This window comes from Enterobacter sp. BNK-34 (genome assembly GCF_048684445.1).
Lineage (GTDB): Bacteria > Pseudomonadota > Gammaproteobacteria > Enterobacterales > Enterobacteriaceae > Enterobacter > Enterobacter pseudoroggenkampii.
Genome location: NZ_JBLQUA010000001.1, coordinates 4,793,404 through 4,816,461 on the forward strand (window position 1 = coordinate 4,793,404; position 23,058 = coordinate 4,816,461).

General features: G+C 57.4%; 25 protein-coding genes. 6 read left to right on the top strand and 19 right to left on the bottom strand.

The features are described from left to right. The first annotated feature begins 20 nt into the window (after nt 1–20). The gene (gene sseA / locus ACMGG5_RS23485; RefSeq protein ID WP_208763167.1) at nt 21–866 is read left to right on the top strand and encodes a 3-mercaptopyruvate sulfurtransferase; all 846 of its coding nucleotides are present in this window, start codon (nt 21–23) and stop codon (nt 864–866) included. After that, nucleotides 866–1,636: a MurR/RpiR family transcriptional regulator gene (locus ACMGG5_RS23490; protein WP_061714628.1), complete on the top strand. Its 771-nt coding sequence runs from the start codon at nt 866–868 to the stop codon at nt 1,634–1,636. Before sseA ends, ACMGG5_RS23490 begins: the two co-directional genes overlap by 1 nt. Before the next feature lie 17 nt (nt 1,637–1,653). On the opposite strand, the gene sseB is transcribed toward ACMGG5_RS23490, so the two are convergent. The 11 genes from sseB to trmJ all read right to left on the bottom strand — a co-directional run bounded on the left by sseB (nt 1,654) and on the right by trmJ (nt 10,436). Further along, nucleotides 1,654–2,430 carry an enhanced serine sensitivity protein SseB gene (sseB, locus tag ACMGG5_RS23495; RefSeq protein ID WP_420278586.1) on the bottom strand — a complete coding sequence of 259 codons (777 nt, stop codon included), beginning with the start codon at nt 2,428–2,430 and terminating at the stop codon, nt 1,654–1,656. Between the two features lie 141 nt (nt 2,431–2,571). Then, nucleotides 2,572–3,858, bottom strand: a complete 1,287-nt coding sequence (gene pepB / locus ACMGG5_RS23500; protein WP_420278587.1) for an aminopeptidase PepB — start codon at nt 3,856–3,858, stop codon at nt 2,572–2,574. 60 nt (nt 3,859–3,918) lie between these two features. Further along, entirely contained in the window at nt 3,919–4,119 is a 201-nt protein-coding gene (gene iscX / locus ACMGG5_RS23505) for a Fe-S cluster assembly protein IscX (RefSeq protein ID WP_003860650.1), read from the bottom strand. 1 nt (nt 4,120) lies between these two features. After that, nucleotides 4,121–4,456 (bottom strand): ISC system 2Fe-2S type ferredoxin, encoded by a 336-nt coding sequence (gene fdx / locus ACMGG5_RS23510; RefSeq protein WP_003860652.1) that lies wholly within the window; start codon nt 4,454–4,456, stop codon nt 4,121–4,123. Nucleotide 4,457: 1 nt separating this feature from the next. After that, the gene (gene hscA, locus ACMGG5_RS23515; RefSeq protein WP_157189591.1) at nt 4,458–6,308 is read right to left on the bottom strand and encodes a Fe-S protein assembly chaperone HscA; all 1,851 of its coding nucleotides are present in this window, start codon (nt 6,306–6,308) and stop codon (nt 4,458–4,460) included. A 14-nt stretch (nt 6,309–6,322) separates the two neighbouring features. Continuing rightward, nucleotides 6,323–6,838 (bottom strand): co-chaperone HscB, encoded by a 516-nt coding sequence (gene hscB, locus ACMGG5_RS23520; protein ID WP_024908642.1) that lies wholly within the window; start codon nt 6,836–6,838, stop codon nt 6,323–6,325. A gap of 80 nt (nt 6,839–6,918) precedes the next feature. Next, entirely contained in the window at nt 6,919–7,242 is a 324-nt protein-coding gene (gene iscA / locus ACMGG5_RS23525; RefSeq protein WP_003860659.1) for an iron-sulfur cluster assembly protein IscA, read from the bottom strand. 13 nt (nt 7,243–7,255) lie between these two features. Then, nucleotides 7,256–7,642 (bottom strand): Fe-S cluster assembly scaffold IscU, encoded by a 387-nt coding sequence (gene iscU, locus ACMGG5_RS23530; RefSeq protein WP_003860661.1) that lies wholly within the window; start codon nt 7,640–7,642, stop codon nt 7,256–7,258. A 24-nt stretch (nt 7,643–7,666) separates the two neighbouring features. After that, on the bottom strand, nt 7,667–8,881 hold the full coding sequence (gene iscS, locus ACMGG5_RS23535) for a cysteine desulfurase (protein WP_008502157.1): 1,215 nt from the start codon (nt 8,879–8,881) through the stop codon (nt 7,667–7,669). A gap of 119 nt (nt 8,882–9,000) precedes the next feature. Next, on the bottom strand, nt 9,001–9,492 hold the full coding sequence (gene iscR, locus ACMGG5_RS23540; protein WP_024908641.1) for a Fe-S cluster assembly transcriptional regulator IscR: 492 nt from the start codon (nt 9,490–9,492) through the stop codon (nt 9,001–9,003). Between the two features lie 218 nt (nt 9,493–9,710). Then, nucleotides 9,711–10,436, bottom strand: coding sequence for a tRNA (cytosine(32)/uridine(32)-2'-O)-methyltransferase TrmJ (trmJ, locus tag ACMGG5_RS23545; protein ID WP_267215169.1), 726 nt, complete (start codon nt 10,434–10,436; stop codon nt 9,711–9,713). A 131-nt stretch (nt 10,437–10,567) separates the two neighbouring features. Here trmJ and suhB point away from each other — a divergent pair, with 131 nt between their 5' ends. Beyond that, nucleotides 10,568–11,371, top strand: coding sequence for an inositol-1-monophosphatase (gene suhB / locus ACMGG5_RS23550; RefSeq protein ID WP_024908639.1), 804 nt, complete (start codon nt 10,568–10,570; stop codon nt 11,369–11,371). A gap of 40 nt (nt 11,372–11,411) precedes the next feature. Here the strand turns inward: suhB and ACMGG5_RS23555 are convergent, their stop codons facing one another. Together ACMGG5_RS23555 and ACMGG5_RS23560 are read right to left on the bottom strand one after the other, a co-directional pair. Next, nucleotides 11,412–12,392: a nickel/cobalt transporter gene (locus ACMGG5_RS23555; RefSeq protein ID WP_267215170.1), complete on the bottom strand. Its 981-nt coding sequence runs from the start codon at nt 12,390–12,392 to the stop codon at nt 11,412–11,414. Continuing rightward, nucleotides 12,383–13,021, bottom strand: a complete 639-nt coding sequence (locus ACMGG5_RS23560; protein ID WP_024908637.1) for a DUF1007 family protein — start codon at nt 13,019–13,021, stop codon at nt 12,383–12,385. The genes ACMGG5_RS23555 and ACMGG5_RS23560 overlap by 10 nt, the downstream gene beginning before the upstream one ends. Nucleotides 13,022–13,146: 125 nt before the next feature. On the opposite strand from ACMGG5_RS23560, the gene csiE reads away from it, so the two are divergent. Further along, entirely contained in the window at nt 13,147–14,424 is a 1,278-nt protein-coding gene (gene csiE, locus ACMGG5_RS23565) for a stationary phase inducible protein CsiE (RefSeq protein ID WP_126534752.1), read from the top strand. Here csiE and ACMGG5_RS23570 read toward each other — a convergent pair. Then, nucleotides 14,419–15,564, bottom strand: a complete 1,146-nt coding sequence (locus tag ACMGG5_RS23570; RefSeq protein ID WP_008502163.1) for a 3-phenylpropionate MFS transporter — start codon at nt 15,562–15,564, stop codon at nt 14,419–14,421. The two genes, csiE and ACMGG5_RS23570, sit on opposite strands and share 6 nt — an antisense overlap. A gap of 172 nt (nt 15,565–15,736) precedes the next feature. Between ACMGG5_RS23570 and ACMGG5_RS23575 the strand changes: the two genes are divergently transcribed. Next, nucleotides 15,737–16,159 carry a DoxX family protein gene (locus tag ACMGG5_RS23575; protein ID WP_024908634.1) on the top strand — a complete coding sequence of 141 codons (423 nt, stop codon included), beginning with the start codon at nt 15,737–15,739 and terminating at the stop codon, nt 16,157–16,159. Between the two features lie 54 nt (nt 16,160–16,213). On the opposite strand, the gene glyA is transcribed toward ACMGG5_RS23575, so the two are convergent. Further along, on the bottom strand, nt 16,214–17,467 hold the full coding sequence (glyA, locus tag ACMGG5_RS23580) for a serine hydroxymethyltransferase (RefSeq protein WP_008502165.1): 1,254 nt from the start codon (nt 17,465–17,467) through the stop codon (nt 16,214–16,216). Between the two features lie 304 nt (nt 17,468–17,771). Between glyA and hmpA the strand changes: the two genes are divergently transcribed. Further along, nucleotides 17,772–18,962, top strand: coding sequence for an NO-inducible flavohemoprotein (hmpA, locus tag ACMGG5_RS23585; RefSeq protein WP_148768702.1), 1,191 nt, complete (start codon nt 17,772–17,774; stop codon nt 18,960–18,962). Nucleotides 18,963–19,035: 73 nt separating this feature from the next. Here the strand turns inward: hmpA and glnB are convergent, their stop codons facing one another. The 4 genes from glnB to qseE form a co-directional block, all read right to left on the bottom strand. Then, nucleotides 19,036–19,374: a nitrogen regulatory protein P-II gene (gene glnB, locus ACMGG5_RS23590; protein WP_003860685.1), complete on the bottom strand. Its 339-nt coding sequence runs from the start codon at nt 19,372–19,374 to the stop codon at nt 19,036–19,038. Nucleotides 19,375–19,439: 65 nt separating this feature from the next. Next, on the bottom strand, nt 19,440–20,777 hold the full coding sequence (gene glrR / locus ACMGG5_RS23595; protein WP_267215171.1) for a two-component system response regulator GlrR: 1,338 nt from the start codon (nt 20,775–20,777) through the stop codon (nt 19,440–19,442). Next, nucleotides 20,764–21,501, bottom strand: a complete 738-nt coding sequence (gene qseG, locus ACMGG5_RS23600) for a two-component system QseEF-associated lipoprotein QseG (protein WP_024908631.1) — start codon at nt 21,499–21,501, stop codon at nt 20,764–20,766. Before qseG ends, glrR begins: the two co-directional genes overlap by 14 nt. Before the next feature lies 1 nt (nt 21,502). Beyond that, a complete protein-coding gene (qseE, locus tag ACMGG5_RS23605) occupies nt 21,503–22,930 on the bottom strand; it encodes a two component system sensor histidine kinase QseE/GlrK (RefSeq protein ID WP_024908630.1) in 1,428 nt (475 codons plus the stop codon). Nucleotides 22,931–23,058: the final 128 nt, after the last annotated feature.

Genomic DNA, 23,058 nt, shown 5'->3' on the forward strand with positions numbered 1-23,058 from the left:
GAAAAGAATGGAGGCAACCCATGTCCACCTCATATTTTGTCGCCGCCGACTGGCTGATTGAGCACGGCGACGATCCGGAAGTTCAGATTATCGACGCGCGTATGGCCCCTCCGGGACAAGAGCATCGTGACGTGCCCGGTGAATACCGTGCCGGGCATCTGCCGGGTGCGGTATTTTTTGATATTGAAGCCCTCTCCGATCACACCTCTCCCCTGCCGCACATGCTGCCGCGCCCGGAAGCGTTTTCCGTGGCGATGCGCGAGCTGGGCATCAGCAAAGACAAACACCTCGTTGTCTATGATGAAGGTAACCTCTTCTCCGCACCGCGCGCGTGGTGGATGCTGAAGAACTTCGGTGTGGAAAAAGTGTCGATTCTGGCGGGCGGGCTGGCGGGCTGGAAGCGCGACGAGCTGCCGCTTCAGCAGGGTGACGTGACGCTGCCGGAAGGTGAATTCGACGCGACCTTTGACACCCATGTGGTAAAACGCCTGACCGACGTGCTGGTCGTGAGCCACGAAAAAACGGCGCAAATCGTCGATGCCCGTCCTGCTCCGCGCTTCAATGCCCAAGCGGATGAACCGCGTCCGGGGCTGAAGCGTGGACATATTCCGGGCGCGCTGAACGTGCCGTGGGGCGACCTGGTGTTTGAGGGCGAGCTGAAAACCACCGACGAGCTGCGCGCCATTTTTGACCGTGCTGGCGTGGATTTACATCGTCCGATTATTGCCAGCTGTGGCTCCGGTGTTACGGCCTGCGTGGTGATCCTGGCGCTCGCCACGCTCGGTGCGAACGACGTCACGCTCTACGACGGCGCCTGGAGCGAATGGGGTGCGCGAGACGATCTGCCTGTCGAACCCGCGAAATAATGGATAACCGCCTGGCCACGCTGTTAACGCGCGGGGCATCGCTGACCCGCGCGGAGTATCGCGTCCTCGCCCACCTCACGGAGCATCCGCTGCTGGTGGGCAATATTACGGTTCGCGAGCTGGCACAGGCGACGTTCGTTTCTACCGCCACCATTATGCGGCTGTGCCAGAAGCTGGGGTTCAGCGGCTTTAGCGAGTTTATCTGGCACTGCAAGCAGCTGCTCTCCGACACGCCGCATATTGCCGTTCAGGGGCAATCGCGTCCTGAGCTCCCGGCGCTGTTTAATCAGTTTATCGCCAACTATCAGCACACCTTTCAGTGGGTCACGCAGGAGAAGCGACAGCAGTTTGCCGACCTGCTGCGCCAGAAAGAGAGCTTCTTTCTCTACGGCGCCGGGTTTTCCTATCTCTTTGCGGAGTACCTGACCAAGAAGCTGCAGGTGTTGGGCAAAACGGCGTTTATCTCCGGGCCGGGGGACAGCAGGAATATTTTCCTCAGCAACGCCGCGCGCTATCAGGTGTTTATTGCCGTCTCGCGCAGCGGCGAAACGGAGCAGGTGCTGGATAAAGCGCGGATTGCCAAAAACGTCGGCATGACCATCGTCGCGTTTACCCGCGCCTCGGCCAATACGCTGGCGGGGATGGCGGACGTGCATTTTGCGCTCTATGACGAAGCGGTACACTACGCCGCCGAAGCCGCAGGGGTGACGTCGTTTGAGTCGAATCTGGTGCTGCTGATGGATTTACTGCTGCTGGAAGCAACGGGGTGACATTCACCCCGCTGAAATCAGATGATGCGGTTGGTTTTGAGATCGCGCAGGAAGCCGCCCCAGCGACGCTCGTAGAACGGGGTGATGTGCTCGGTAATAAAGTGGCTGATACCCTTCTCACCGTTTTTCACCTGACAAATATCAATCGGCTCATCGCCCGGTAGCGTGTCGGTCGCCACGCTGCCCGCAGCCTGAACGATCTCGTCGAAATCGCCATCGGCCTCAATACCGATCAACAGTACCGGCTTTTCGTCCGCGCGCTCTTTGATGGAGCAGAGAAACGCGCGCCTGACGGGCTTGAGCGTTTTGAACAGCGTCGTCAGGGAATCAATCATCTGCGCGGGCGGCTCGGCCACCTCAGACAGCAGAAGCGTTGCGCCCCCTTCAAGCACTTCCTGGGTGCTGAGCGGGTTGCCCTCTTCACCTATCAGGTGGCTGATTTCACGCGGCGTGAACTCTTTCCCGGTCGGCAATTTAGCGTTGAGGAACAGCGTCTGGCCCAGCGTCATTTCAAACAGGGTACGCACCGGCATTACCACGAACGCCTGTTCGTCTTCTACCGCTTCCTGCAGGGCTTCCAGCGAAGTAAAGAACGGGATCACCGACGTGCCGTCATCTTTCTCCCAGTGCAGCAGATCCAGCGCGCTGTCTTCGACAACCTGCTCACCTTCCGCCGCGGTGCCCGGCACCCAGACGGTGGATTCCAGCAGCGTGCGGAAAAATGCCGGACGGTGGGCGGGCTCGGTCGCAGCCTGCTCCAGCAGGGTTTCTAATTCGTTTTTGGTATCTGACATAGTTTGGCTACTTCAAAAAACGCCGGGTGGCGCTTCGCTTACCCGGCCTACAAAACCGTAGGCCCGTGCAAGCGCAGCGCCGCCGGGCAATATGATGACTCCGAAGGCGCGCGTAAGCGCAGCGCCACCCGGCTAAAAAGATTACTCAGCCGTCAGCAGGTTCGCCACGGTACGCACGCCCAGACCGGTTGCGCCCGCAGACCACTGCTCAACCGCGGCTTTACGGTACGTTGCGGAGCAGTCGATGTGCAGCCAGCCTTCATGATAATTCTCGACGAAGTGAGACAGGAAGCCTGCCGCGGTGCTTGCGCCCGCAGGGTACGCCGCGCTGGCGGTATTGTTCAGCTCGGCAAAATTGGACGGCAGCTGGCTGCGGTGGAACTCGGCCAGCGGCAGACGCCAGAACGGTTCATTTTCTGCAGCGGCGCTGGCCAGCAGGCGAGCGGCCAGCTTGTCGTCGAAGCTGAACAGCGCATGGTAGTCGTTACCCAGCGCGGTTTTCGCCGCGCCGGTCAGGGTCGCCATATCGATAATCAGCTCTGGCTTCTGGGCAGACGCGTCGATCAGGCCATCGGCCAGCACCAGACGGCCTTCGGCGTCGGTGTTCATCACTTCGACGTTTTTGCCGTTGCGATAGCGAATGATGTCGCCCAGCTTGAAGGCGTTACCGCTCACCATGTTGTCCGCGCAGCACAGGTACAGCTTCACGCGCTTGTTCAGACCGCGGGTAATCGCAAACGCCAGCGCGCCGGTGATGGTGGCCGCGCCGCCCATGTCGGACTTCATGGAGTCCATGAACGCGCTCTGCTTCAGGCTGTAGCCGCCGGTGTCGAAGGTGATGCCTTTACCTACCAGGCAGGCAAAGACAGAAGCGTCTTTATCGCCGGTTGGGTTGTAGTCCAGCGCCAGCAGCACTGCTGGACGCTCAGAACCACGGCCCACGGTATGGATACCCATGTAGTTCTGCTCGCGCAGGTCTTCACCCTTGGTGATGCGGTAGGACATCTTGTCGCCCGCCACGCCGCACAGCAGGTCAACCGCGCGCTGCGCCAGCTGCTCAGGGCCTAACTCTTCCGCCGGGGCGTTGATGGTGTCGCGCACCCAGTCGATAATTTGCAGGCGGCTTTCAAGCTCTTTCTGACCAGCGGCATCAAGGTTTGCCCACTCAATTTTGCGGGTGCCTTTTGGGCCTTTGTAGCCTGCCCAGAATGCCCAGCTGCGGTCGGTGTCCCAGCCTTCGCCTTCCAGGGAGACATGCTTAATGCCCAGGCCATCAATTTTACGCGCGGCTCGCTGGATCAGGCCCAAATCATCGTTGCCCGTCAGGTGCAGGGTAATACCGTCGTTGTTGATGCTGTAGCTGGCTTTCTCGCCCCAGCGCGCGTCGGCGGGCTGCGTAGAGAGCGTAATCTTCATCGCTTCGGTCATTTTATTTTTCCTTATTAGCAACTAGCAAACGGGCCGCCTGAAGGCAGCCCGTTTTGTTATTTATTCTGCTTCATCTAACCAGACTAACAGAATCGCCTCCAGAATTTTTTCATTGGATGCGTTTGGATCGTCGTCGAAATCCTCTAAATCGCAGATCCACTGGTGCATGTCGGTGAATCGTACGGTCTTCGGATCGAGATCCGGGTTCGCGTCGTAGAGCGCTTCGCCGATTTCACGGCTGTCTGTCCACTTCAGTCCCATATTAATGCTCGCGTGCGTGGTTGATGGTGTAGCGTGGGAACTCCACGACCAGATCTTCATCAGTCACCGCAGCCTGGCAGCTTAAGCGGCTGTCTGGCTCCAGACCCCATGCTTTATCCAGCATGTCGTCTTCGTCTTCGGTGCTCTCGGCGAGAGAGTCAAAACCTTCACGCACGATGCAGTGGCAGGTGGTGCAGGCACAGGATTTTTCACAGGCGTGTTCCACTTCGATACCTGCACGCAGGGCAACATCGAGAATGGTTTCACCGGTCTTCGCTTCCAGAACAGCGCCATCCGGACAGAGGTCCGCATGAGGCAAAATTACAATCTTTGGCATATTAAACCTCGTCCACGGACTGGCCTTTCAGCGCGACGCGGACAGATTTGTCCATGCGGCGAGCAGCAAAGTCCTGGGTTTGTTTATCAACGTTTTTAATGGCTTCTTCTATTGCGTCAGCGTCATTACCTTCGGCCACGACGCTTAAGCGCGCGGCGGCTTCGTCAATCACCTGACGCTCAGCGGCGCTGAGCAGCGCGGCGTCGGCAGCGAGCGCGCCGGTCAGGCTTTCCAGCACGCGGGCGGCTTCAACTTTCTGCTCCGCCAGCATACGCGCCTTCACATCCTGCTCGGCGTAGCTCATTGAGTCCTGAATCATGGAGGCGATTTCGCCATCGGTCAGGCCGTAGGACGGCTTCACCTGGATGGACGATTCCACGCCGGTGGATTTTTCCATCGCCGTGACGCTCAGCAGGCCGTCGGCATCCACCTGGAAGGTGACGCGAATATGCGCCCCGCCCGCAGGCAGCGCCGGGATACCGCGCAGCGCAAAGCGCGCCAGAGAGCGGCAGTCCTGCACCAGCTCGCGTTCGCCCTGCATTACGTGGATGGACATCGCGGTCTGGCCGTCTTTAAAGGTGGTGAACTCCTGCGCGCGCGCCACCGGAATAGTGGTGTTACGCGGGATCACTTTCTCCACCAGGCCGCCCATGGTTTCTAACCCCAGCGACAGCGGGATGACGTCCAGCAGCAGCATTTCGCTGTCCGGCTTGTTGCCGACCAGAATATCGGCCTGGATCGCGGCACCTACGGCAACCACTTTGTCCGGGTCGATGGAGGTCAGCGGCGTGCGGCCAAAGAATTCGCCCACGCGCTCACGCACCAGCGGCACGCGGGTCGAACCGCCCACCATGACCACTTCCAGCACCTCGTTCGCCTCAACGCCCGCATCTTTCAATGCGCGACGGCAGGCCAGTAAGGTGCGTTTCACCAGTGGGGCGATCAGATCGCTGAACTGATCGCGAGAGATCTCACCCTGCCAGCCCGCAACATTGACGGTAACCGTCTGCGCATCGCTCAGGGCGATTTTGGCGTCGATGGCCGCATCCAGCAGTTCACGCTGTACGCGCGCATCGCTGCGATCGCTGATGCCCGCCTGCTCGCGGATGTAGTCCGCCAGAAGATGGTCGAAGTCATCACCGCCCAGCGCGGAATCCCCGCCGGTCGCCAGCACTTCAAACACCCCGCGGCTCAGGCGCAGGATAGAGATATCAAACGTCCCGCCGCCAAGATCATAAACCGCGATCACCCCTTCCTGACCGGAATCGAGGCCGTAGGCAATCGCCGCCGCCGTCGGTTCGTTCAGCAGACGCAGCACGTGCAGGCCCGCCAGACGCGCGGCGTCTTTGGTGCCCTGACGCTGTGCATCGTCAAAGTAGGCAGGAACGGTGATCACCACGCCGTCCAGATCGCCACCGAGCGTTGCCGTAGCGCGCTCAGCCAGCGCTTTGAGGATGTCAGCAGAAACACGAATCGGGTTCAGCAGACCGGCCGCGGTCGCAATCATCGGCAGGCCGTTTTCACTTGCCTGCAGCTGATACGGTAGATGCGGGTAGCGGGTCTGAATATCGGCCAGCGAGCGGCCCATCATGCGCTTGACGGAGCTGATGGTATTCGCCGGATCGCGCGCGGCATTAGCGCGGGCGTCATAGCCTACCGCGTGACCCTGCTGCTGGTAGTGGACCACGGAAGGCAGCAGATGGCGCCCCTGCTCGTCAGCCAGCGTTTCCGCCTGGCCGCTGCGCACGGTCGCCACGAGGGAATTGGTGGTGCCCAGGTCAATACCCACCGCCAGACGACGCTGGTGCGGTGCGGCACTTAAGCCAGGCTCACTAATTTGTAATAAGGCCATAATTGCTTCCGAAATTAAAAATCGAGCAGCTTTTCTTCGAGTTGTTCAGCACTGCTTCGCAGTTTATCGAGAAAACGGAGTTTGCGCACAGTATCTGCCGCCACGTCCCAGGTCTCGTTGTTCAGTTGCTCCACCATCTGCTGATGGCGGGTATCGAACATGCCCTTCACGCGCGTAATAAAGCTTTCCAGACGCGCTTCGTCTTTGGCCTGTTCAATCTCATCGAGCTCTTCGCGAAGCTCCAGCTGCTCCATCAGAAACGCCGTGTCACGCACGGTATGCTGTTCGCTCGCCAGATCAAAACCGTGGAGCGAGAGCAGATATTCAGCGCGCGCCAGCGGATGGCGCAGCGTCTGCCAGGCCTGGTTGATGGTGGCAGAGTGGGAAACCGCAGCCAGCTGCTCTGCCTGAGTACCGCTCGCGAATTTGTCCGGATGGTACTGACGCTGCAGATCCTGAAAACGGATCGTCAACGCCTGGAGATCAATCGGGTATTGAGCGGGTAGTCCGAAGAGAGTGAAGTAATCCATAACAATCTCAGGGGTAGCCTGTTAAAACAAACCCCACGCGTAGCGGGTAACGCCACGGTGGGGTTTCGGATGACGCGCGGTTAAACGTGGAAGCTTTCGCCGCAACCACACTCGTCTTTGACGTTCGGGTTCGTGAATTTGAACCCTTCGTTCAGGCCTTCTTTAACGAAGTCCAGCTGAGTGCCGTTGAGGAATTGCAGGCTTTTGCCATCGACCACCACCTTCACGCCCTTGTCTTCAAACACGGTGTCGTCAGACGCCGGTTCGTCAACAAACTCCAGTACGTAAGCCATACCAGAACAGCCGGAGGTACGTACACCCAGTCGCAGGCCAAAGCCTTTACCACGGTTCGCCAGAAAAGAGCTTACTCGCGCGGCAGCGCTGTCGCTAAGGGTAATCGACATACTCAAACCTCAATTATTTTGCTTCACGTTTGCTTTTGTAATCCGCAATGGCGGCTTTGATCGCGTCTTCTGCCAGAATTGAGCAGTGAATTTTCACCGGTGGCAGTTCGAGTTCTTCAGCAATATCCGTGTTCTTGATTGCCTGTGCTTCGTCCAGAGACTTGCCCTTCACCCATTCGGTGACCAGGGAGCTGGACGCAATTGCAGAACCGCAGCCGTAGGTCTTGAAGCGCGCGTCTTCAATGATACCTTCATTGTTGACTTTAATCTGCAACTTCATCACGTCGCCACACGCTGGCGCACCGACCATGCCGCTACCAACAGATTCGTCGCTGTTGTCAAAAGAGCCAACGTTGCGTGGGTTTTCGTAATGATCGATGACTTTTTCGCTGTATGCCATGATTGAATTCTCCTTATGTACCGATTAGTGATGTGACCATTCAATGCTGTTCAGATCCACGCCCTGCTTGAACATTTCCCACAGTGGAGAAAGGTCGCGCAGACGGCCAATGGAGTTGCGAACCAGCTTGATGGTGTAGTCAATCTCTTCTTCGGTAGTGAAACGACCTAAAGAGAAACGGATAGAGCTGTGTGCCAGCTCGTCAGTCATACCCAGCGCGCGCAGCACGTAGGATGGCTCAAGGCTTGCAGAAGTACAGGCAGAACCGGAAGAAACGGCCAGGTCTTTCAGCGCCATGATCAGCGACTCGCCTTCAACATAGTTGAAGCTGACGTTGAGGATGTTTGGTGCGCCCTGCTCGAGATCGCCGTTCAGATACACTTCTTCCATATCTTTCACGCCGTCCCACAGACGGTTACGCAGCGTGCGCAGGCGTGCCATCTCGGTTTCCATCTCTTCTTTTGCAATGCGGTAAGCTTCTCCCATGCCCACGATCTGGTGAACAGGCAGCGTACCGGAACGCATGCCACGCTCGTGACCGCCACCGTGCATCTGTGCTTCGATGCGGATACGTGGTTTACGACGAACGTACAGCGCGCCGATCCCTTTCGGGCCATAGATTTTGTGGCCGGAGAAGGACATCAGGTCCACTTTCAGTTGGCTCAGGTCGATAGGCAGTTTGCCCACGCTCTGGGTCGCGTCCACGTGGTAGATGATACCGCGCGCGCGGCACATTTCGCCGATGGTCGCGATGTCCTGCACCACGCCGATTTCGTTGTTGACGTGCATGATGGAGACCAGAATGGTGTCATCACGCATGGCCGCTTCGAGCTCTTTCAGGTCGATGATGCCGTTGCTCTGTGGCGCCAGGTAGGTGACTTCATACCCTTCACGCTCCAGCTGACGGCAGGTGTCCAGCACGGCTTTATGTTCGGTTTTGCTGGTGATGATGTGCTTGCCTTTTTTCTGATAAAAGTTGGCTGCACCTTTGATCGCCAGGTTGTCGGATTCGGTCGCACCGGAGGTGAAAACAATCTCACGCGGGTCGGCACCCACCAGGTCAGCAATCTGATTACGGGCGATATCAACCGCCTCTTCAGCATGCCAGCCAAAACGGTGTGAACGGGAAGCTGGGTTACCAAAGTTTCCGTCCAGGGTCAGACACTGCATCATTTTCTCGGCAACACGCGGGTCCACCGGCGTGGTTGCGGAGTAATCGAGATAAATCGGTAATTTCATTGCTCTTTAAACTCCGTACATCGCTTCAATGCAAGGAATCAGGCAACCGGCTGGATGTACGACCGAGTACACGGGGCGAGTCTTCGCCCCGGCCTGATTCTGAAATACTTATCGTTTTATTACGCGCGCAGTTTGACGTCGATAGCGTCCTGCGCGCGGGTGCTGCGTTGGGAATCCTGACTGTGCTGACGGCCCGAAACATCCAGAACTTCCTGGTTATTGACCAGTTCACCCAGGGTGATGTTGTTCAGGAAGCCGGTGAGACGGTCGCTCAGATCGCGCCACAGCGCGTGGGTCAGGCACTTATCGCCGCCCTGGCAGCCGCCTTTACCCTGGCAACGGGTCGCGTCAACGGATTCGTCAACTGCGCTAATCACTTCACCAACTGCAATACTGCCCGCGTCTTTACCCAGCAGATAACCGCCGCCTGGGCCACGAACGCTGGAAACCAGTCCATTTTTACGCAGTCTGGAGAACAGCTGTTCCAGATAAGAGAGGGAGATCCCTTGTCGTTCAGAAATATCAGCCAACGGAACCGGGCCCGCTTCGGAGTTGAGCGCAACGTCCAGCATCGCGGTCACGGCATAACGCCCTTTAGATGTCAGTCTCATGTCTTACTTAACCTCAAACTCGCCCCTGCCCGGGGTTTTTTATAGTAAAATGGGGTATTGCATAGCAGGGCCAAGTCTGACATTCCTGACTAAAATGGTCAACTATTTACTTGACTGTTTTAGTCAGGTATTTAACCTTCTGTGCCTTCATAATACAGGTGCGGCCTGATGCCCTCACCCCGCCCCTCTCCCACAGGGAGAGAGAAAACAAACCGGCACTACTCTTTATTCTTCTGCTCAATCGACGCCAGAATTCCGCGCAGGATGTTCAGCTCCTGGCTTTCCGGACGCGCGCGGGTAAACATACGGCGCAACTTGTTCATTACCTGGCCCGGGTGGCCTTCACGGATAAAGCCGGTTGAGAGCAGCGTCTGCTCCAGGTGACCGTAGAAACGCTCAAGGTCGTCCACCAGCGGGTAAGCCGTCTCTTCTTTCGGCTCGACCTCTTTTTCCTGCGTTGCCAGCCACGCCATACGGACTTCATAAGCGATAACCTGCACCGCCATCGCCAGGTTCAGCGAGCTGTACTCCGGGTTTGCCGCAATCGCGACGTGATAATGGCACTTCTGCAGCTCGTCGTTGGTCAGGCCAACGCGCTCGCGGCCAAACACCAGCGCAACCGGCGCCTGTTCTGCCTCCGCGACACTTTTCAGGCCGCATTCACGCGGATCGAGCATTGGCCACGGCAGCGTGCGCGAACGCGCGCTGGTACCCACAACGAGGCTGCAGCCGGCCAGCGCTTCGTCAAGGGTATCGACGATCTGGGCATTACCGATCACGTCGCTGGCCCCGGCCGCCAGCGCGATAGCCTGCGAGTCGGGTTTCACCAGCGGGTTAACCAGCCACAGGTTCGTTAAGCCCATGGTTTTCATAGCGCGGGCAACGGAGCCCATGTTGCCGGTGTGCGATGTTTCGACCAGCACGATTCGAATGTTTTGCAGCATAATTTTTAATGTCTGAATTCAGCGTCTGAAGAATATTCGGGCATATTATCATAAACGGGAGACATAATCCGATCCCGCTGCTATACTCTGCGCCGATTTTCCTGTTCTTTAACATCCAGTGAGAGAGACCGATGCATCCGATGCTGACCATCGCCGTGCGCGCAGCGCGCAAGGCGGGTAATGTAATTGCCAAACACTACGAAACGCCAGACTCCGTAGAAACCAGCCAGAAAGGCAGCAATGATTTCGTGACGAACGTCGATAAAGCCGCAGAAGCGATTATTATCGAAACGATCCGCAAATCTTACCCACAGCACACCATCATCACCGAAGAAAGCGGTGAACATGAAGGTACCGATCAGGATGTTCAATGGGTTATCGATCCACTGGATGGCACCACCAACTTCGTCAAACGCCTGCCACACTTCTCTGTGTCTATCGCAGTACGCATTAAAGGCCGTACTGAAGTCGCCGTTGTGTACGATCCAATGCGTAACGAACTGTTCACCGCGACCCGCGGTCAGGGCGCACAGCTGAACGGCTACCGTCTGCGCTGCAGCAACGCACGCGATCTGGACGGCACCATCCTGGCGACCGGTTTCCCGTTCAAGGCAAAACAGCACGCGACCACCTATATGAATATCCTGGGCAAACTGTTCACCGAATGCGCGGACTTCCGTCGCACCGGTTCTGCTGCGCTGGATCTGGCCTATGTTGCCACCGGCCGCGTTGACGGTTACTTCGAACTCTCACTGAAGCCATGGGATTTTGCAGCGGGCGAGCTGATCGCGCGTGAAGCAGGCGCCATTGTTTGCGACTTCACCGGCGGCCATAACTATCTGTCTACCGGCAACATCGTTGCGGGTAACCCACGCGTTGTTAAAGCCATGCTGGCAAACATGCGTGATGAACTGAGCGATGCGCTGAAGCGTTAATCCCGGTAATTCCCTCTCCCTGTGGGAGAGGGAATTGAAACTAAAAAGGCCGCAATCCCCTTCCCACCGGCACCGCACTCATCCACATCGTTACCGCCGCTACCAGCAGAATCACCCCGCCCGCCAGCGCGAGCGTTGTCCAGCCAACCTGCCGCCACAGCACCGGTGTTTTATTGCCGCTGAGTTTGACCGCCAGCTGACGGAAGCTGTGTACCAGCAGCGCTAAAGACGAAATGGTGAGAGAGGTTCCTGCCGCCATCGCCAGCGCGGACAGCATGCCCCAGCCGAACACGCCTATCACCTTACTGAACAGCAGCACCATGATGGCACCCGAACACGGGCGCATGCCCATAGAGAGAACAATCACCAGCCGCGCGCGCCAGTCGTCGCCGTTCTGTAATTGTTCCTGCGTGGGCAAATGCTGATGCCCGCAGCCGCAGTTTTCATCATGAACGTGGTGCGGCGTAAAGGTTTTGAATTTCGGCTTTTGCAGCAGCACGCGCAGCTTTTTGAGCGCCCGCCAGCAGAGGATCAGCCCCAGCAGGCCCACCAGCGCGTAGCTGCCCTTCTCCAGCCAGAAGCTGCTCAAGTGCAGCTGGCGCGCGGGAAGCTGTAACAGCGAAAGCACGACCACCACGAGCGCAATCGCCACGCCGCCCTGAAGCAGCGAGGAGGCCAGCGTCAGGCCGATACTCGATTTCAGCTTTGACGGATGGGTGGCGAGCCAGGTCGTGATGACGATTTTGCCGTGCCCCGGCCCCAGGGCGTGCAGAACGCCATAGACAAAACTGAACGCCAGCAGGGAACCACCCGCTTTGGTCGGGTTCTCCGCCACCGCCTTCAGCAGACCGCTCATCTGCTGGTTAACCTCACGCTGCCAGATAATGCTTTTCATCATGACCTGCGGCCAGGCCTGCCACAGCCACAGCGCACCGCCAGTTGCTAACAGTAAAAAGAGCGCCAGCGGCCAGAGGTGCAGCCAGCGGCGCGGTTTCCGAACCGGAGAGGAGATCACTGACATTGTAACGTCACCTCCTGCGCAAACTGTTTACCCAATTCCATATCCTCGGGCGGTGCATCTTCTTTATCAAGCGAGACCGCAAAGTTCAGCGTCTCTTCGCTGGGTTTGGGGGTGTGCACGCCAATTTTGCAGCTTTTTTGCAGCGCGTCCGGCAGCCGTACGTCGCTGTCTTTGTCATAGCGCATGTCAACATAGTAGGTAGGGTCAAAGGTGGAAAAGCGGTACGTTTGCCCCGCCAGCGGCTGCGGATGCGCCAGCGGAAGCACGAACGTCAGCACCGCCTGGTGCCCTTCACGCGTCATCCCGTATTCCGTGGGTCGGTTCAGAAATTTGACCTTTTGCCCGTTGTGCCAGAATTCAGTGAAGTAGTGCTGGCCGAGCACGTTGGCCATTACTTCCGCCGCCAGCTTTTTCCAGATTTCATCGCCGGGCTTCGCATTTCCCGCATCGTAGAGCAGATCGGCCGAGGTGATTTCATCCATCGTCCAGCGCATTTTCAGGCCGCTCAATTGCGTGCCGTCGGTGACCAGCTCGGTTTTGAGGTCGATAAAGCTGTGAGGGTGTGCGCTGGCGGTTAAGCTGATAACCGCCAAAAATAACGCCATCGCACATTGTTTAACTGTTTGCATCAATTCCTCACGTCAAAAATTCTGTGATGTTCCCCAGCAATCCTGAGTGAAAGGCCTGCCGGCGCGCTTTTCAGCGCTCATCCTTTAGCTATTCTTATCAAACATTCACACTGGATACCCGACAGATGATGACGACGCTTGAAATTCCATCTGTGCTTTCCAGTTCGCAGCGCCGCTGCCAGGTGCTTTTGATGCTTTACCTGCCCGATGCTGCCGTCACCGCACAGAGCATAATCGCTGCCAACGGCGTGGACGACGCGATGGCACGGCAAGATATAGCCGAGACGCGCGATGAAATCCAGCGCTATCACCGGCTGGATATCGTTACGCACCACGACGGCTGCTACCGGATTGAAGGCACAGCCCTGAATCAGCGTTTATGCCTGCTGCACTGGCTGCGCCGGGCGCTGCGGCTTTGCCCGCAGTTCGTCTCGCACCAGTTTACCCCCGCATTAAAAACCGCGCTTAAACAACACGGCATCGCGCGGCCGCTTTACGACGATGCGAACCTGCGGGCACTGATCGGCTTCTGCTCACGCAAGCTCCAGCGCCAGTTTGAATGCCGCGACGTCCAGTTTTTACAGCTTTATCTGCAATACTGCCTTATTCAGCACCAGCTCGGGAATACGCCGCAGTTTTCCCACGTTCAGCGCAGCTGGACCCAGTCGAGAGGGGAGTATTTTACGGCGCAGGAGATCGTGCGCCACTGGAGACGGCGCGTCCCGCAGGGTGCCCACGGGGATGAACAGCTGTTTCTGGCGCTGCTGTTTATGATGCTCCGCACCCCCGATCCGGTGCTTGATAAGCACCAGCAGGATCAGCGTCTACGCCGGGCCATCGTGCGCATGGTGGCCCGCTTTCGTTCCCAGACCGGGATGAACTTCAGCGATGAACAAGGGCTGACCGATCAGCTGTATATCCATCTGGCTCAGGCGCTGGACCGTTCGCTGTTTGAGATCGGCATCGACAATAGCCTGCCGGAGGAGATCCACCGCCTTTATCCCCGACTGTTACGCACCACGAAAGAGGCGCTGTTTGAGCTGGAGGCGGAATTTGGCCTGCGTTTTTCCGATGAAGAGATGAGCCTCGTGGCGGTGATTTTTGGTGCCTGGCTGATGCAGGAGACTGACCTGCATGAAAAACAGGTGATCCTGCTGACGGGAGACGATAAAGCCAGCGAGGAGCAGATCGAACAGCAGCTTCGCGAGCTGACGCTGCTGCCGCTCAACATTCGCTACCTGACGCTGCAGGCCTTTCAGAAAGAGGGGGCACCGCGCGAGGCCGCGCTGGTTATCACCCCCTACCCTACAGCCCTGCCGCTGTTCTCGCCGCCGCTGATCCATGCCGTTGAGACATTGAACGCGCAGCAGCAAGAACATATTCGCGCCATGCTGGAATCATAGCGACGCGCGGGCGGCCACTTTAGGGCGAACAACGATGGCGGGCAAGGCGACCAGCGCCATCACCCAGAAGACGCCGTGCCCCAGATGCTGATAGAGGAACCCCGCAAACACCGTCATGATCGCGATACTGCCCCCCATTGCCACTGCCGAGTAGACGGCCTGCAGGCGAATCACGTCCCCGCCCTCACGCGCAGCGATATAGCGCATGGCTGCCAGATGGCACACGGTAAAGGTGCCGCAGTGAAGAATTTGCGCCACAATCAGCCACGGCAGATCGGTCGTCCAGCCCATAATCCCCCAGCGCGCCACCCCACACACGGCGGAAAGCAGCAGCAGGTCACGCGCGCCAAAGCGGCGGAACAGTTTTTTGCTCAGGGCAAAGATAATGACTTCGGCCACCACGCCCAGCGACCACAGATATCCCACGGCGGAAGCGGAATACCCTGCCCCCTGCCAGTAGATAGCGCTGAAGCCATAGTACGCCGCATGTGCCCCCTGAAGGAGGCACACGCACGCCAGAAAACGCCAGCTCTGTGCGACCAGGCTCCGCCATGCGGGCCAGCCGGCGCTCTCCTGATGGCGGCTTTCCCCTTGTGGCATCACCGACGGTCGCAGCAGCATGCCCAGCAGCATCGAGGCAATACCGATGCTCAGCAGGGCAAGAATGGCGCGATAATCGTAAAGGCTGACCAGTTTGCCCACCAGCGCCGAGCCAATCACAAAGGCGATAGAGCCCCACAGGCGCACGCGACCATAGTCCATGGTGATCTGCTTTTGCCAGGTGTTCGCCAGGGCATCCGTCAGCGGCACCAGCGGTGAGAAGAACAGGTTAAAGCCGACCATCACCACCATCAGCCAGGCAAACTGGTGGCTGACCCAGAAGCAGGCCACAAAGACCAGGGTCAGCAGAGCAAGAATGCGCACGGCCTTGATCAGTAAGGAGGGATCGCTGACGCGCGGGGCAATCAGCAGGCTGCCGAGGAAACGCGCCACCAGCCCGGCCCCCAGCAGGACGCCGATGGTCTCGGGCGTCAGGCCGATACCCTTGAGCCAGACGCTCCAGAAGGGCAGAAAAATGCCGTAGCTAAAGAAATAGGTGAAATAACTGAGCGCCAGCCAGCGCGTGGAATGCAAGACCATGAATCCCTCCCGAAATCGAGGCCATAGTCTGGCGAGAATATAAAAATTAAGCAAGTAGATAGCCTGCTATAAATTAACGAAAAATTAACATCTTGTGCAGTCGCCTGGCTTATGGCAGGGAATGGAAATATGTATTACGTTTAAATTACTCCACTTGCAGAGGTTTTCTGCCATGAACTCACTACGTTATCTCGATTTCGGTCAGTCGCGTCACCTGCTGCTGTTGATCGGCCGCATCGCACTTGTCGTGCTGTTTATTATCTTTGGTTATCCAAAACTGACGGGATTTAGCGGCACCGTACAATACATGACCTCGCTGGGGACGCCGATGCCCATGCTGGCGGCCATTATTGCGGTGGTGATGGAAGTGCCTGCCGCTATCCTGATCGTACTGGGCTTTTTCACCCGTCCTCTCGCGGTACTGTTTGTGTTCTACACCCTCGGAACGGCGGTGATTGGGCATCACTACTGGGATATGACCGGTGATGCGGTCGTACCGAATATGATTAACTTCTACAAGAATATCAGTATTGCTGGCGCCTTTATTTTGCTGGCGATTGTTGGTCCCGGCGCGATTTCCCTTGACCGGCGTTAAGCCATAAAAAAAGGCCGCAAGCGCGGCCTTTTTTATTTCTGCAAAGCAGAGGAATTATGCGTATACCGGGAAGCGTGCGCAGATATCCAGAACTTTGCCTTTGACGCGCTCGATAACCGCTTCGTCATTGATGTTGTCCAGAACGTCACACATCCAGCCAGCCAGCTCTTTCACTTCCGCTTCTTTGAAGCCGCGGCGAGTCACGGCCGGAGAACCGATACGGATACCGGAGGTCACGAACGGGCTCTTCGGATCGTTTGGCACGCTGTTTTTGTTCACGGTGATGTTGGCGCGGCCCAGGGCAGCGTCAGCTTCTTTACCGGTCAGGTTCTTATCAACCAGATCCAGCAGGAACAGGTGGTTTTCAGTACCGCCGGATACCACTTTGTAGCCACGGTTCAGGAACACTTCCACCATCGCTTTGGCGTTCTTAGCAACCTGCTGCTGATAAACCTTGAACTCAGGCTCCATCGCTTCTTTCAGCGCGACCGCTTTTGCCGCGATAACGTGCATCAGTGGGCCGCCCTGCGCGCTTGGGAACACCGCGGAGTTCAGTTTTTTGTACAGCTCTTCGTCACCGCCTTTCGCCAGGATCAGGCCACCGCGTGGACCCGCCAGGGTTTTGTGGGTGGTGGTGGTCACAACGTGAGCGTGTGGAACCGGGTTCGGGTAAACGCCTGCGGCGATCAGACCCGCAACGTGCGCCATATCAACGAACAGGTAAGCACCGATGCTGTCTGCGATTTCACGCATTTTTGCCCAGTCAACGATACCGGAGTAAGCGGAGAAGCCACCGATGATCATCTTCGGCTTGTGCTCTTTAGCCTGCTTCGCCATGTCTTCGTAGTCAATTTTACCGGACTCATCGATACCGTAAGGGATGATGTTGTACAGTTTGCCGGAGAAGTTAACCGGGGAGCCGTGAGTCAGGTGGCCGCCCTGCGCCAGGTTCATACCCAGAACGGTATCGCCCGGCTGCAGCAGCGCGGTGTAAACCGCGAAGTTAGCCTGAGAGCCAGAGTGCGGCTGCACGTTCGCGTAGTCAGCGCCAAAGAGTTCTTTCGCACGGTCGATAGCCAGCTGCTCAACGATATCAACGTACTCGCAACCGCCGTAATAGCGTTTGCCAGGGTAACCTTCAGCATATTTGTTGGTCAGCTGAGAACCCTGCGCCTGCATGACGCGCGGGCTGGTGTAGTTTTCGGAGGCGATCAGTTCGATGTGCTCTTCCTGACGTACTTTTTCCTGCTCCATAGCCTGCCACAGTTCGGCATCATAATCGGCAATGTTCATTTCACGCTTTAACATCCGCATCTCCTGACTCAGCTAACAAGTAAATTTTGGCCTGAAAAGGCAGTCCTGTTGGACGACGGGCAACAGTATAACTGATTAGTTCTGTGATAACAGGTCTTGACAAACGATTTTACGCAAACGTTTTCCTACCCGCCACGCAAGGGTTTGAGGAATAAAGCTCTCGCCCTTTCCAGCGGATTTCTTTTCAGGTTTGTGATGCATATTTTTCATCTTGCAAAGAACCATTTACAACGCAGGGGTATTTTTTATAAGATGCATTTAAAATACATCATTAAAGTGACATCAAAAGGACGCGCTCATGCTCGACGCTCAAACCATCGCTACCGTAAAAGCCACCATTCCCCTGCTGGTGCAAACCGGCCCTAAACTCACCGCTCATTTCTACGATCGCATGTTCACGCACAACCCGGAGCTCAAAGAGATTTTCAACATGAGCAACCAGCGTAACGGCGATCAGCGTGAAGCGCTGTTCAACGCCATCGCGGCCTACGCCAGCAATATTGAAAACCTGGCTGCACTGCTGCCCGCGGTGGAAAAAATCGCGCAGAAGCACACCAGCTTCCAGATCCAACCCGAGCAGTACAACATTGTGGGCGGCCACCTGCTGGCCACGCTGGACGAGATGTTCAGCCCGGGCCAGGAGGTGCTGGACGCGTGGGGTAAAGCCTACGGCGTGCTGGCAAACGTGTTTATCAACCGTGAAGCACAGATCTACAGTGAAAACGCCAGCAAGAACGGTGGCTGGGAAGGCACGCGGGCGTTCCGCATCGTCGAGAAAACCCCGCGCAGCGCATTGATTACCAGCTTTGAGTTTGAGCCGGTGGACGGACAGCCGGTGGCCGATTACCAGCCAGGGCAGTATCTGGGCGTGTGGCTGAAGCCAGAAGGCTTCCCGCATCAGGAGATCCGTCAGTATTCTCTTACCCGCAAGCCAAACGGCCAAGGCTACCGCATTGCGGTGAAGCGTGAGGACGGCGGTCAGGTTTCCAGCTGGCTGCACAACGAAGCGAACGTGGGCGACGTGGTCCATCTGGCCGCGCCGGCGGGCGACTTCTTTATGGCCGTTGAAGCAAACACCCCGGTTACGCTGATCTCTGCGGGCGTCGGCCAAACGCCAATGCTGGCGATGCTCGATACGCTGGCAAAATCACACCACGGTGCGCAGGTAAACTGGTTCCACGCTGCGGAAAACGGCGACGTGCACGCCTTTGCGGATGAGGTGAAAACGCTCGGGGCCTCCCTGCCGCGCTTTACCGCGCACACCTGGTATCGCCTGCCGACGGAGGCAGACCGCGCAGCTGCACGCTTTGACAGCGAAGGTCTGATGAATTTAAGCCAGATGGAAGGGGCGTTTAGCGCGCCGGACATGCAGTTCTACGTCTGTGGGCCGGTGGCGTTTATGCAGTATGCCGCGCAGCAGCTGGTGGGGCTGGGCGTGAACAAAGACAGCATTCATTACGAGTGCTTCGGCCCGCATAAGGTGCTGTAATGCAAAAAGCCCCTCGGTCGAGGGGCTTTTTTTCGCCGGGTGGCGGCTGCGCCTTACCCGGCCAGGAAAATGTTTAAATCGCGGCGTCGTCTTCTTCGCCGGTACGGATACGGATCACGCGCGCCACGTCAAAGACGAAGATTTTACCGTCGCCAATTTTGCCCGTCTGCGCGGTGCGGATAATGGTATCCACGCAGGTATCGACGATATCGTCGCTGACCACGATTTCAATTTTTACTTTCGGCAGAAAGTCGACCATGTACTCTGCGCCACGGTAAAGCTCGGTGTGGCCCTTCTGACGACCAAAACCTTTCACTTCCGTCACGGTCATCCCGGTGATGCCGACTTCCGCCAGCGCTTCACGCACATCATCCAGTTTGAAAGGTTTAATAATCGCATCAATCTTTTTCATGGTGGGTCCTTAAACTCTTGCCTGTAAGCTGCCTCGTAATCGATTGCTCACAGTACCATACGGCATTACTCTTTAAAATCGTTTGCTTCCAGCTCGTGGCGCGACAGCAGCTTGTAGAACTCGGTGCGGTTGCGTCCGGCCATGCGCGCGGCGTGGGTCACATTGCCTTTGGTGATCTGCAATAGCTTGCGCAGATAGTTGAGCTCAAACTGATTCCGCGCTTCCGCAAACGTCGGCAGCGCCGTGTTTTCCCCTTCCAGCGCCTGCTCCACCAGCGCGTCGCTGATGACCGGTGAAGAGGTCAGCGCCACGCACTGCTCAATCACGTTGACCAGCTGACGCACGTTGCCCGGCCAGCTTGCGGCCATCAGCCGCTTCATTGCATCGGTGGAAAATGCGCGCACGAATGGTTTATGGCGATCGGCCGCCTGGCGCAAAAGATGGTTCGCCAGCAGCGGAATGTCTTCCGCCCGTTCCGCCAGCGCCGGGATCTTCAGGTTCACCACGTTCAGGCGGTAGTAGAGATCTTCGCGAAACTCGTTGCGGGCCATCACTTTCGGCAGATCGCGGTGGGTGGCGGAAATAATTCGCACGTTAATATCAATGTCGCGGTTGCTGCCCAGCGGACGCACTTTGCGCTCCTGCAGCACGCGCAGCAGCTTGACCTGCAGCGGCGCGGGCATATCGCCAATCTCGTCCAGGAACAGCGTGCCGCCTTCCGCGGCCTGGAACAGCCCTTCCCGGCTGCTTACCGCCCCGGTGAATGCGCCGCGGGCGTGACCAAACAGTTCAGATTCGAGCAGCTGCTCCGGGAGCGCGCCGCAGTTAATCGCAATAAAAGCGTTCTTGCTGCGCGGGCTGGCGTTATGGATCGCCTGGGCCAGGATCTCTTTCCCGGTACCGCTCTGGCCGTTGATGAGCACGCTGACGTCGGACTGCGCCACCATCCGGGCCTGTTCAAGCAGACGCAGCATCACGGGGCTGCGGGTGACGATGGACTCCCGCCACGCTTCATCCCCCGCCGGGACGGCGTGTTCCAGCGCGCTGTCGATTGCCTTATACAGCGCGTCTTTATCTACCGGCTTGGTCAGGAAGCTGAATACTCCCTGCTGCGTCGCGGCAACCGCATCCGGGATCGACCCGTGCGCCGTCAGGATAATCACGGGCATACCCGGCTGCTGCTTCTGGATCTCCGCGAACAGCTGCAGGCCATCCATTTCGTCCATCCGCAGGTCGCTTATCACCAGATCGATTTTCTCGCGGCTGAGGATCTTAAGCCCCTCCATCCCGCTTTCCGCGGTCACGACGCTGTAACCTTCACTCACCAGACGCATGCCCAGCAGCTTTAACAGCCCGGGATCGTCATCCACCAGTAACAGATGGGCTGGTTTACGGCTCGTCATGCTTCACATCCTCTTGTTTCGGCGTATCGCTGTCCGGTGCCGCAGATGAACTCCCCGGCTGATATTTGCGCGACGAGAGCTGCCTTTCGATATCGGTCAGGTTTTCCAGCTTACGCGTTGTGGTATCGAGCTGCGTACGTAAATGTTGCTGCTGCTGACGCAGCGTATCAAGCTCGCTGTCGGTTGACTGTTGCAGCTTGCTGTAGCGGGAGCGTTCTTCAGACAGCTGAAGCTGTAATGTCTGCCCATCGCGCCAGAGCTGGTATACCGGGCGTACCTGCACGGGAAGATTGACCACGAACGTGTCCAGTCGGGTCACGTTGGCGCGCCGTTCGACGGGGGTGATTTTCGCATCAGCCAGCAAAATGCCGCGCTTGAAAGCGTCCTGCCAGGTGTCGTCATCCAGCATCGCCGCCTTCGAGCGAGCGTCTACCGGGGCCAGACGCTGGGCGCAATCTATTCCACGCAGCCAGAACAGCGGGTTGCTTTCAACGTCATGACCTGACAGGTTCCAGATATCGTCGCAGCGGGTTGAGAGGAAATCGGCCAGCTGGTTATCGGGCCATTTATCTTCTTGTTTATCGCTAATTGCACTTTGTGGCGCATGGGAAACACACCCTGCCAGAAATAAACAGGGCAGGCTCAGGCGAAGCGTGTTGCGGGAAAACACCGCGCGTACGGCGCGGGAAAAGACGTGTGACATACTCACCAGACATAGATTCATTTTATTGATTTTTCCGGCTCAGGGGCAGTTCAATACGGAAGCAAACATCCGAACGTTCGTCCGTGGCAATGTTTAGCTCACCCTGCATGCGTCGTATGCAGTCCCGGGCGATGCTCAAGCCCAGACCACTGCCTTTCACCGCACCTTTCCGCTGATGACTCCCCTGGAAAAAGGGCTCGAAGATCATGGTTTTTTCGTCATCGGGGATCGGGGTGCCGGTGTTAGCGACGTCTATAAACACCCGGGAACCCTTCGTATAACTTCGGATATAAATGTTACCGGATTCAGTACCATAGTGCACCGCATTGGAATAAAGATTATCCAGCACGCTCATTAAGAGCATGGGTTCAGCGAGACAGGTCGGCGCATTCAGTTCTACACCGGTATGCATCATTTTAGCTCTTGCTGGCAAGCTATGGGCGGATATCACCATATCCACCAGAGGCTCAATCTCAACGTTTTCCAGAACGACCGCCCCGTCAGCCAGCTTGCGGTTGTAATCCAGCAGTTGCTCAATCAGCTTTTGCAGATTGCGGCTGCTGTTATCCAGGATCTCGACAATTTCTTTCTGTTCTGGCGTAAGGGGTCCTGCCACTTCGTCCGCCAGCAGCTCCGTCCCTTCGCGCATGCTGGCCAGCGGCGTTTTAAGCTCATGGGAGATATGGCGCAGGAACTGATGACGCTGTGATTCAAGCCACGCCAGGCGCTCGGACAGCCAGATAATGCGCTGGCCTACGGATCGCAGCTCGCGCGGACCTTTAAAGGCGACCGTATCTCCGAGCGATTTCCCTTCACCCAGGCGGTTGATCATCCGCTGAATGCCCTTCACCGGGCCGATGATCATGCGGGTAAAGAGCAGAACCAGCCCGAGGCTCACGAGGAACAGCACCAGCGCCTGCCAGCCGAAGAACTGGCCGCGCTCGGCAATCTCCTGCTGGAGCTGCTGGCCGCGAGAGAAAATGACCGTGCGCGTTGACTGCACCATCTCGGTGTTGGCGCTGGCAAAAGCTTCAAGACGCGCGGCGGCGGCGGCATCCGGGCCGCTGTTACTGCACTGTAGCTGCGCAAGATCGTTTAAATCCTGACGTAACGCCTGATAGAGCTTGTCGTCAGGCAATACGCCGGCGTGGGCATCCAGCATTTCGCTGTAGCGCTTGCGCTGACTCTGATACACCTTTTCCAGCGTCCGATCGTCAAGCACGCAATACTGACGATAGCTACGTTCCATCTCCAGCGCGGCGTTGGTCATCGCTTCACTGCGTCTGGCGTCGATGAGCGTCGTGCGGTTGGTCAAAGCCGCCTGCGCGCTCAGCGCGTTCAGACTTTGCCACGCCTGCCAGGCAAGGATCAGCAGCGGCAGCAGGATCAGCAGGAAGGCCATCATGACAAGCTGTCGCAGGGAGCGGGGAAAAACGGGCCAGCGTTTCAACGCATTACTCTCTTAATGGGGGTTTACGCAGAGCGTAACTGAGTCTGCCCTTCAGATACAACAAAGCCGGGTAAAAACCCGGCTTTGTCATGGAATGAGGCGGTGCCTAACTCGACGTTTCGCCCTGG

What these genes read in the sequence shown, in the direction of transcription:
- sseA (WP_208763167.1), top strand. Translation starts at nt 21, where the DNA reads ATGTCCACCTCATATTTTGTCGCCGCCGACTGGCTGATTGAGCACGGC.
- ACMGG5_RS23490 (WP_061714628.1), top strand. Translation starts at nt 866, where the DNA reads ATGGATAACCGCCTGGCCACGCTGTTAACGCGCGGGGCATCGCTGACC.
- sseB (WP_420278586.1), bottom strand. Translation starts at nt 2,430, where the DNA reads ATGTCAGATACCAAAAACGAATTAGAAACCCTGCTGGAGCAGGCTGCG.
- pepB (WP_420278587.1), bottom strand. Translation starts at nt 3,858, where the DNA reads ATGACCGAAGCGATGAAGATTACGCTCTCTACGCAGCCCGCCGACGCG.
- iscX (WP_003860650.1), bottom strand. Translation starts at nt 4,119, where the DNA reads ATGGGACTGAAGTGGACAGACAGCCGTGAAATCGGCGAAGCGCTCTAC.
- fdx (WP_003860652.1), bottom strand. Translation starts at nt 4,456, where the DNA reads ATGCCAAAGATTGTAATTTTGCCTCATGCGGACCTCTGTCCGGATGGC.
- hscA (WP_157189591.1), bottom strand. Translation starts at nt 6,308, where the DNA reads ATGGCCTTATTACAAATTAGTGAGCCTGGCTTAAGTGCCGCACCGCAC.
- hscB (WP_024908642.1), bottom strand. Translation starts at nt 6,838, where the DNA reads ATGGATTACTTCACTCTCTTCGGACTACCCGCTCAATACCCGATTGAT.
- iscA (WP_003860659.1), bottom strand. Translation starts at nt 7,242, where the DNA reads ATGTCGATTACCCTTAGCGACAGCGCTGCCGCGCGAGTAAGCTCTTTT.
- iscU (WP_003860661.1), bottom strand. Translation starts at nt 7,642, where the DNA reads ATGGCATACAGCGAAAAAGTCATCGATCATTACGAAAACCCACGCAAC.
- iscS (WP_008502157.1), bottom strand. Translation starts at nt 8,881, where the DNA reads ATGAAATTACCGATTTATCTCGATTACTCCGCAACCACGCCGGTGGAC.
- iscR (WP_024908641.1), bottom strand. Translation starts at nt 9,492, where the DNA reads ATGAGACTGACATCTAAAGGGCGTTATGCCGTGACCGCGATGCTGGAC.
- trmJ (WP_267215169.1), bottom strand. Translation starts at nt 10,436, where the DNA reads ATGCTGCAAAACATTCGAATCGTGCTGGTCGAAACATCGCACACCGGC.
- suhB (WP_024908639.1), top strand. Translation starts at nt 10,568, where the DNA reads ATGCATCCGATGCTGACCATCGCCGTGCGCGCAGCGCGCAAGGCGGGT.
- ACMGG5_RS23555 (WP_267215170.1), bottom strand. Translation starts at nt 12,392, where the DNA reads ATGTCAGTGATCTCCTCTCCGGTTCGGAAACCGCGCCGCTGGCTGCAC.
- ACMGG5_RS23560 (WP_024908637.1), bottom strand. Translation starts at nt 13,021, where the DNA reads ATGCAAACAGTTAAACAATGTGCGATGGCGTTATTTTTGGCGGTTATC.
- csiE (WP_126534752.1), top strand. Translation starts at nt 13,147, where the DNA reads ATGATGACGACGCTTGAAATTCCATCTGTGCTTTCCAGTTCGCAGCGC.
- ACMGG5_RS23570 (WP_008502163.1), bottom strand. Translation starts at nt 15,564, where the DNA reads ATGGTCTTGCATTCCACGCGCTGGCTGGCGCTCAGTTATTTCACCTAT.
- ACMGG5_RS23575 (WP_024908634.1), top strand. Translation starts at nt 15,737, where the DNA reads ATGAACTCACTACGTTATCTCGATTTCGGTCAGTCGCGTCACCTGCTG.
- glyA (WP_008502165.1), bottom strand. Translation starts at nt 17,467, where the DNA reads ATGTTAAAGCGTGAAATGAACATTGCCGATTATGATGCCGAACTGTGG.
- hmpA (WP_148768702.1), top strand. Translation starts at nt 17,772, where the DNA reads ATGCTCGACGCTCAAACCATCGCTACCGTAAAAGCCACCATTCCCCTG.
- glnB (WP_003860685.1), bottom strand. Translation starts at nt 19,374, where the DNA reads ATGAAAAAGATTGATGCGATTATTAAACCTTTCAAACTGGATGATGTG.
- glrR (WP_267215171.1), bottom strand. Translation starts at nt 20,777, where the DNA reads ATGACGAGCCGTAAACCAGCCCATCTGTTACTGGTGGATGACGATCCC.
- qseG (WP_024908631.1), bottom strand. Translation starts at nt 21,501, where the DNA reads ATGAATCTATGTCTGGTGAGTATGTCACACGTCTTTTCCCGCGCCGTA.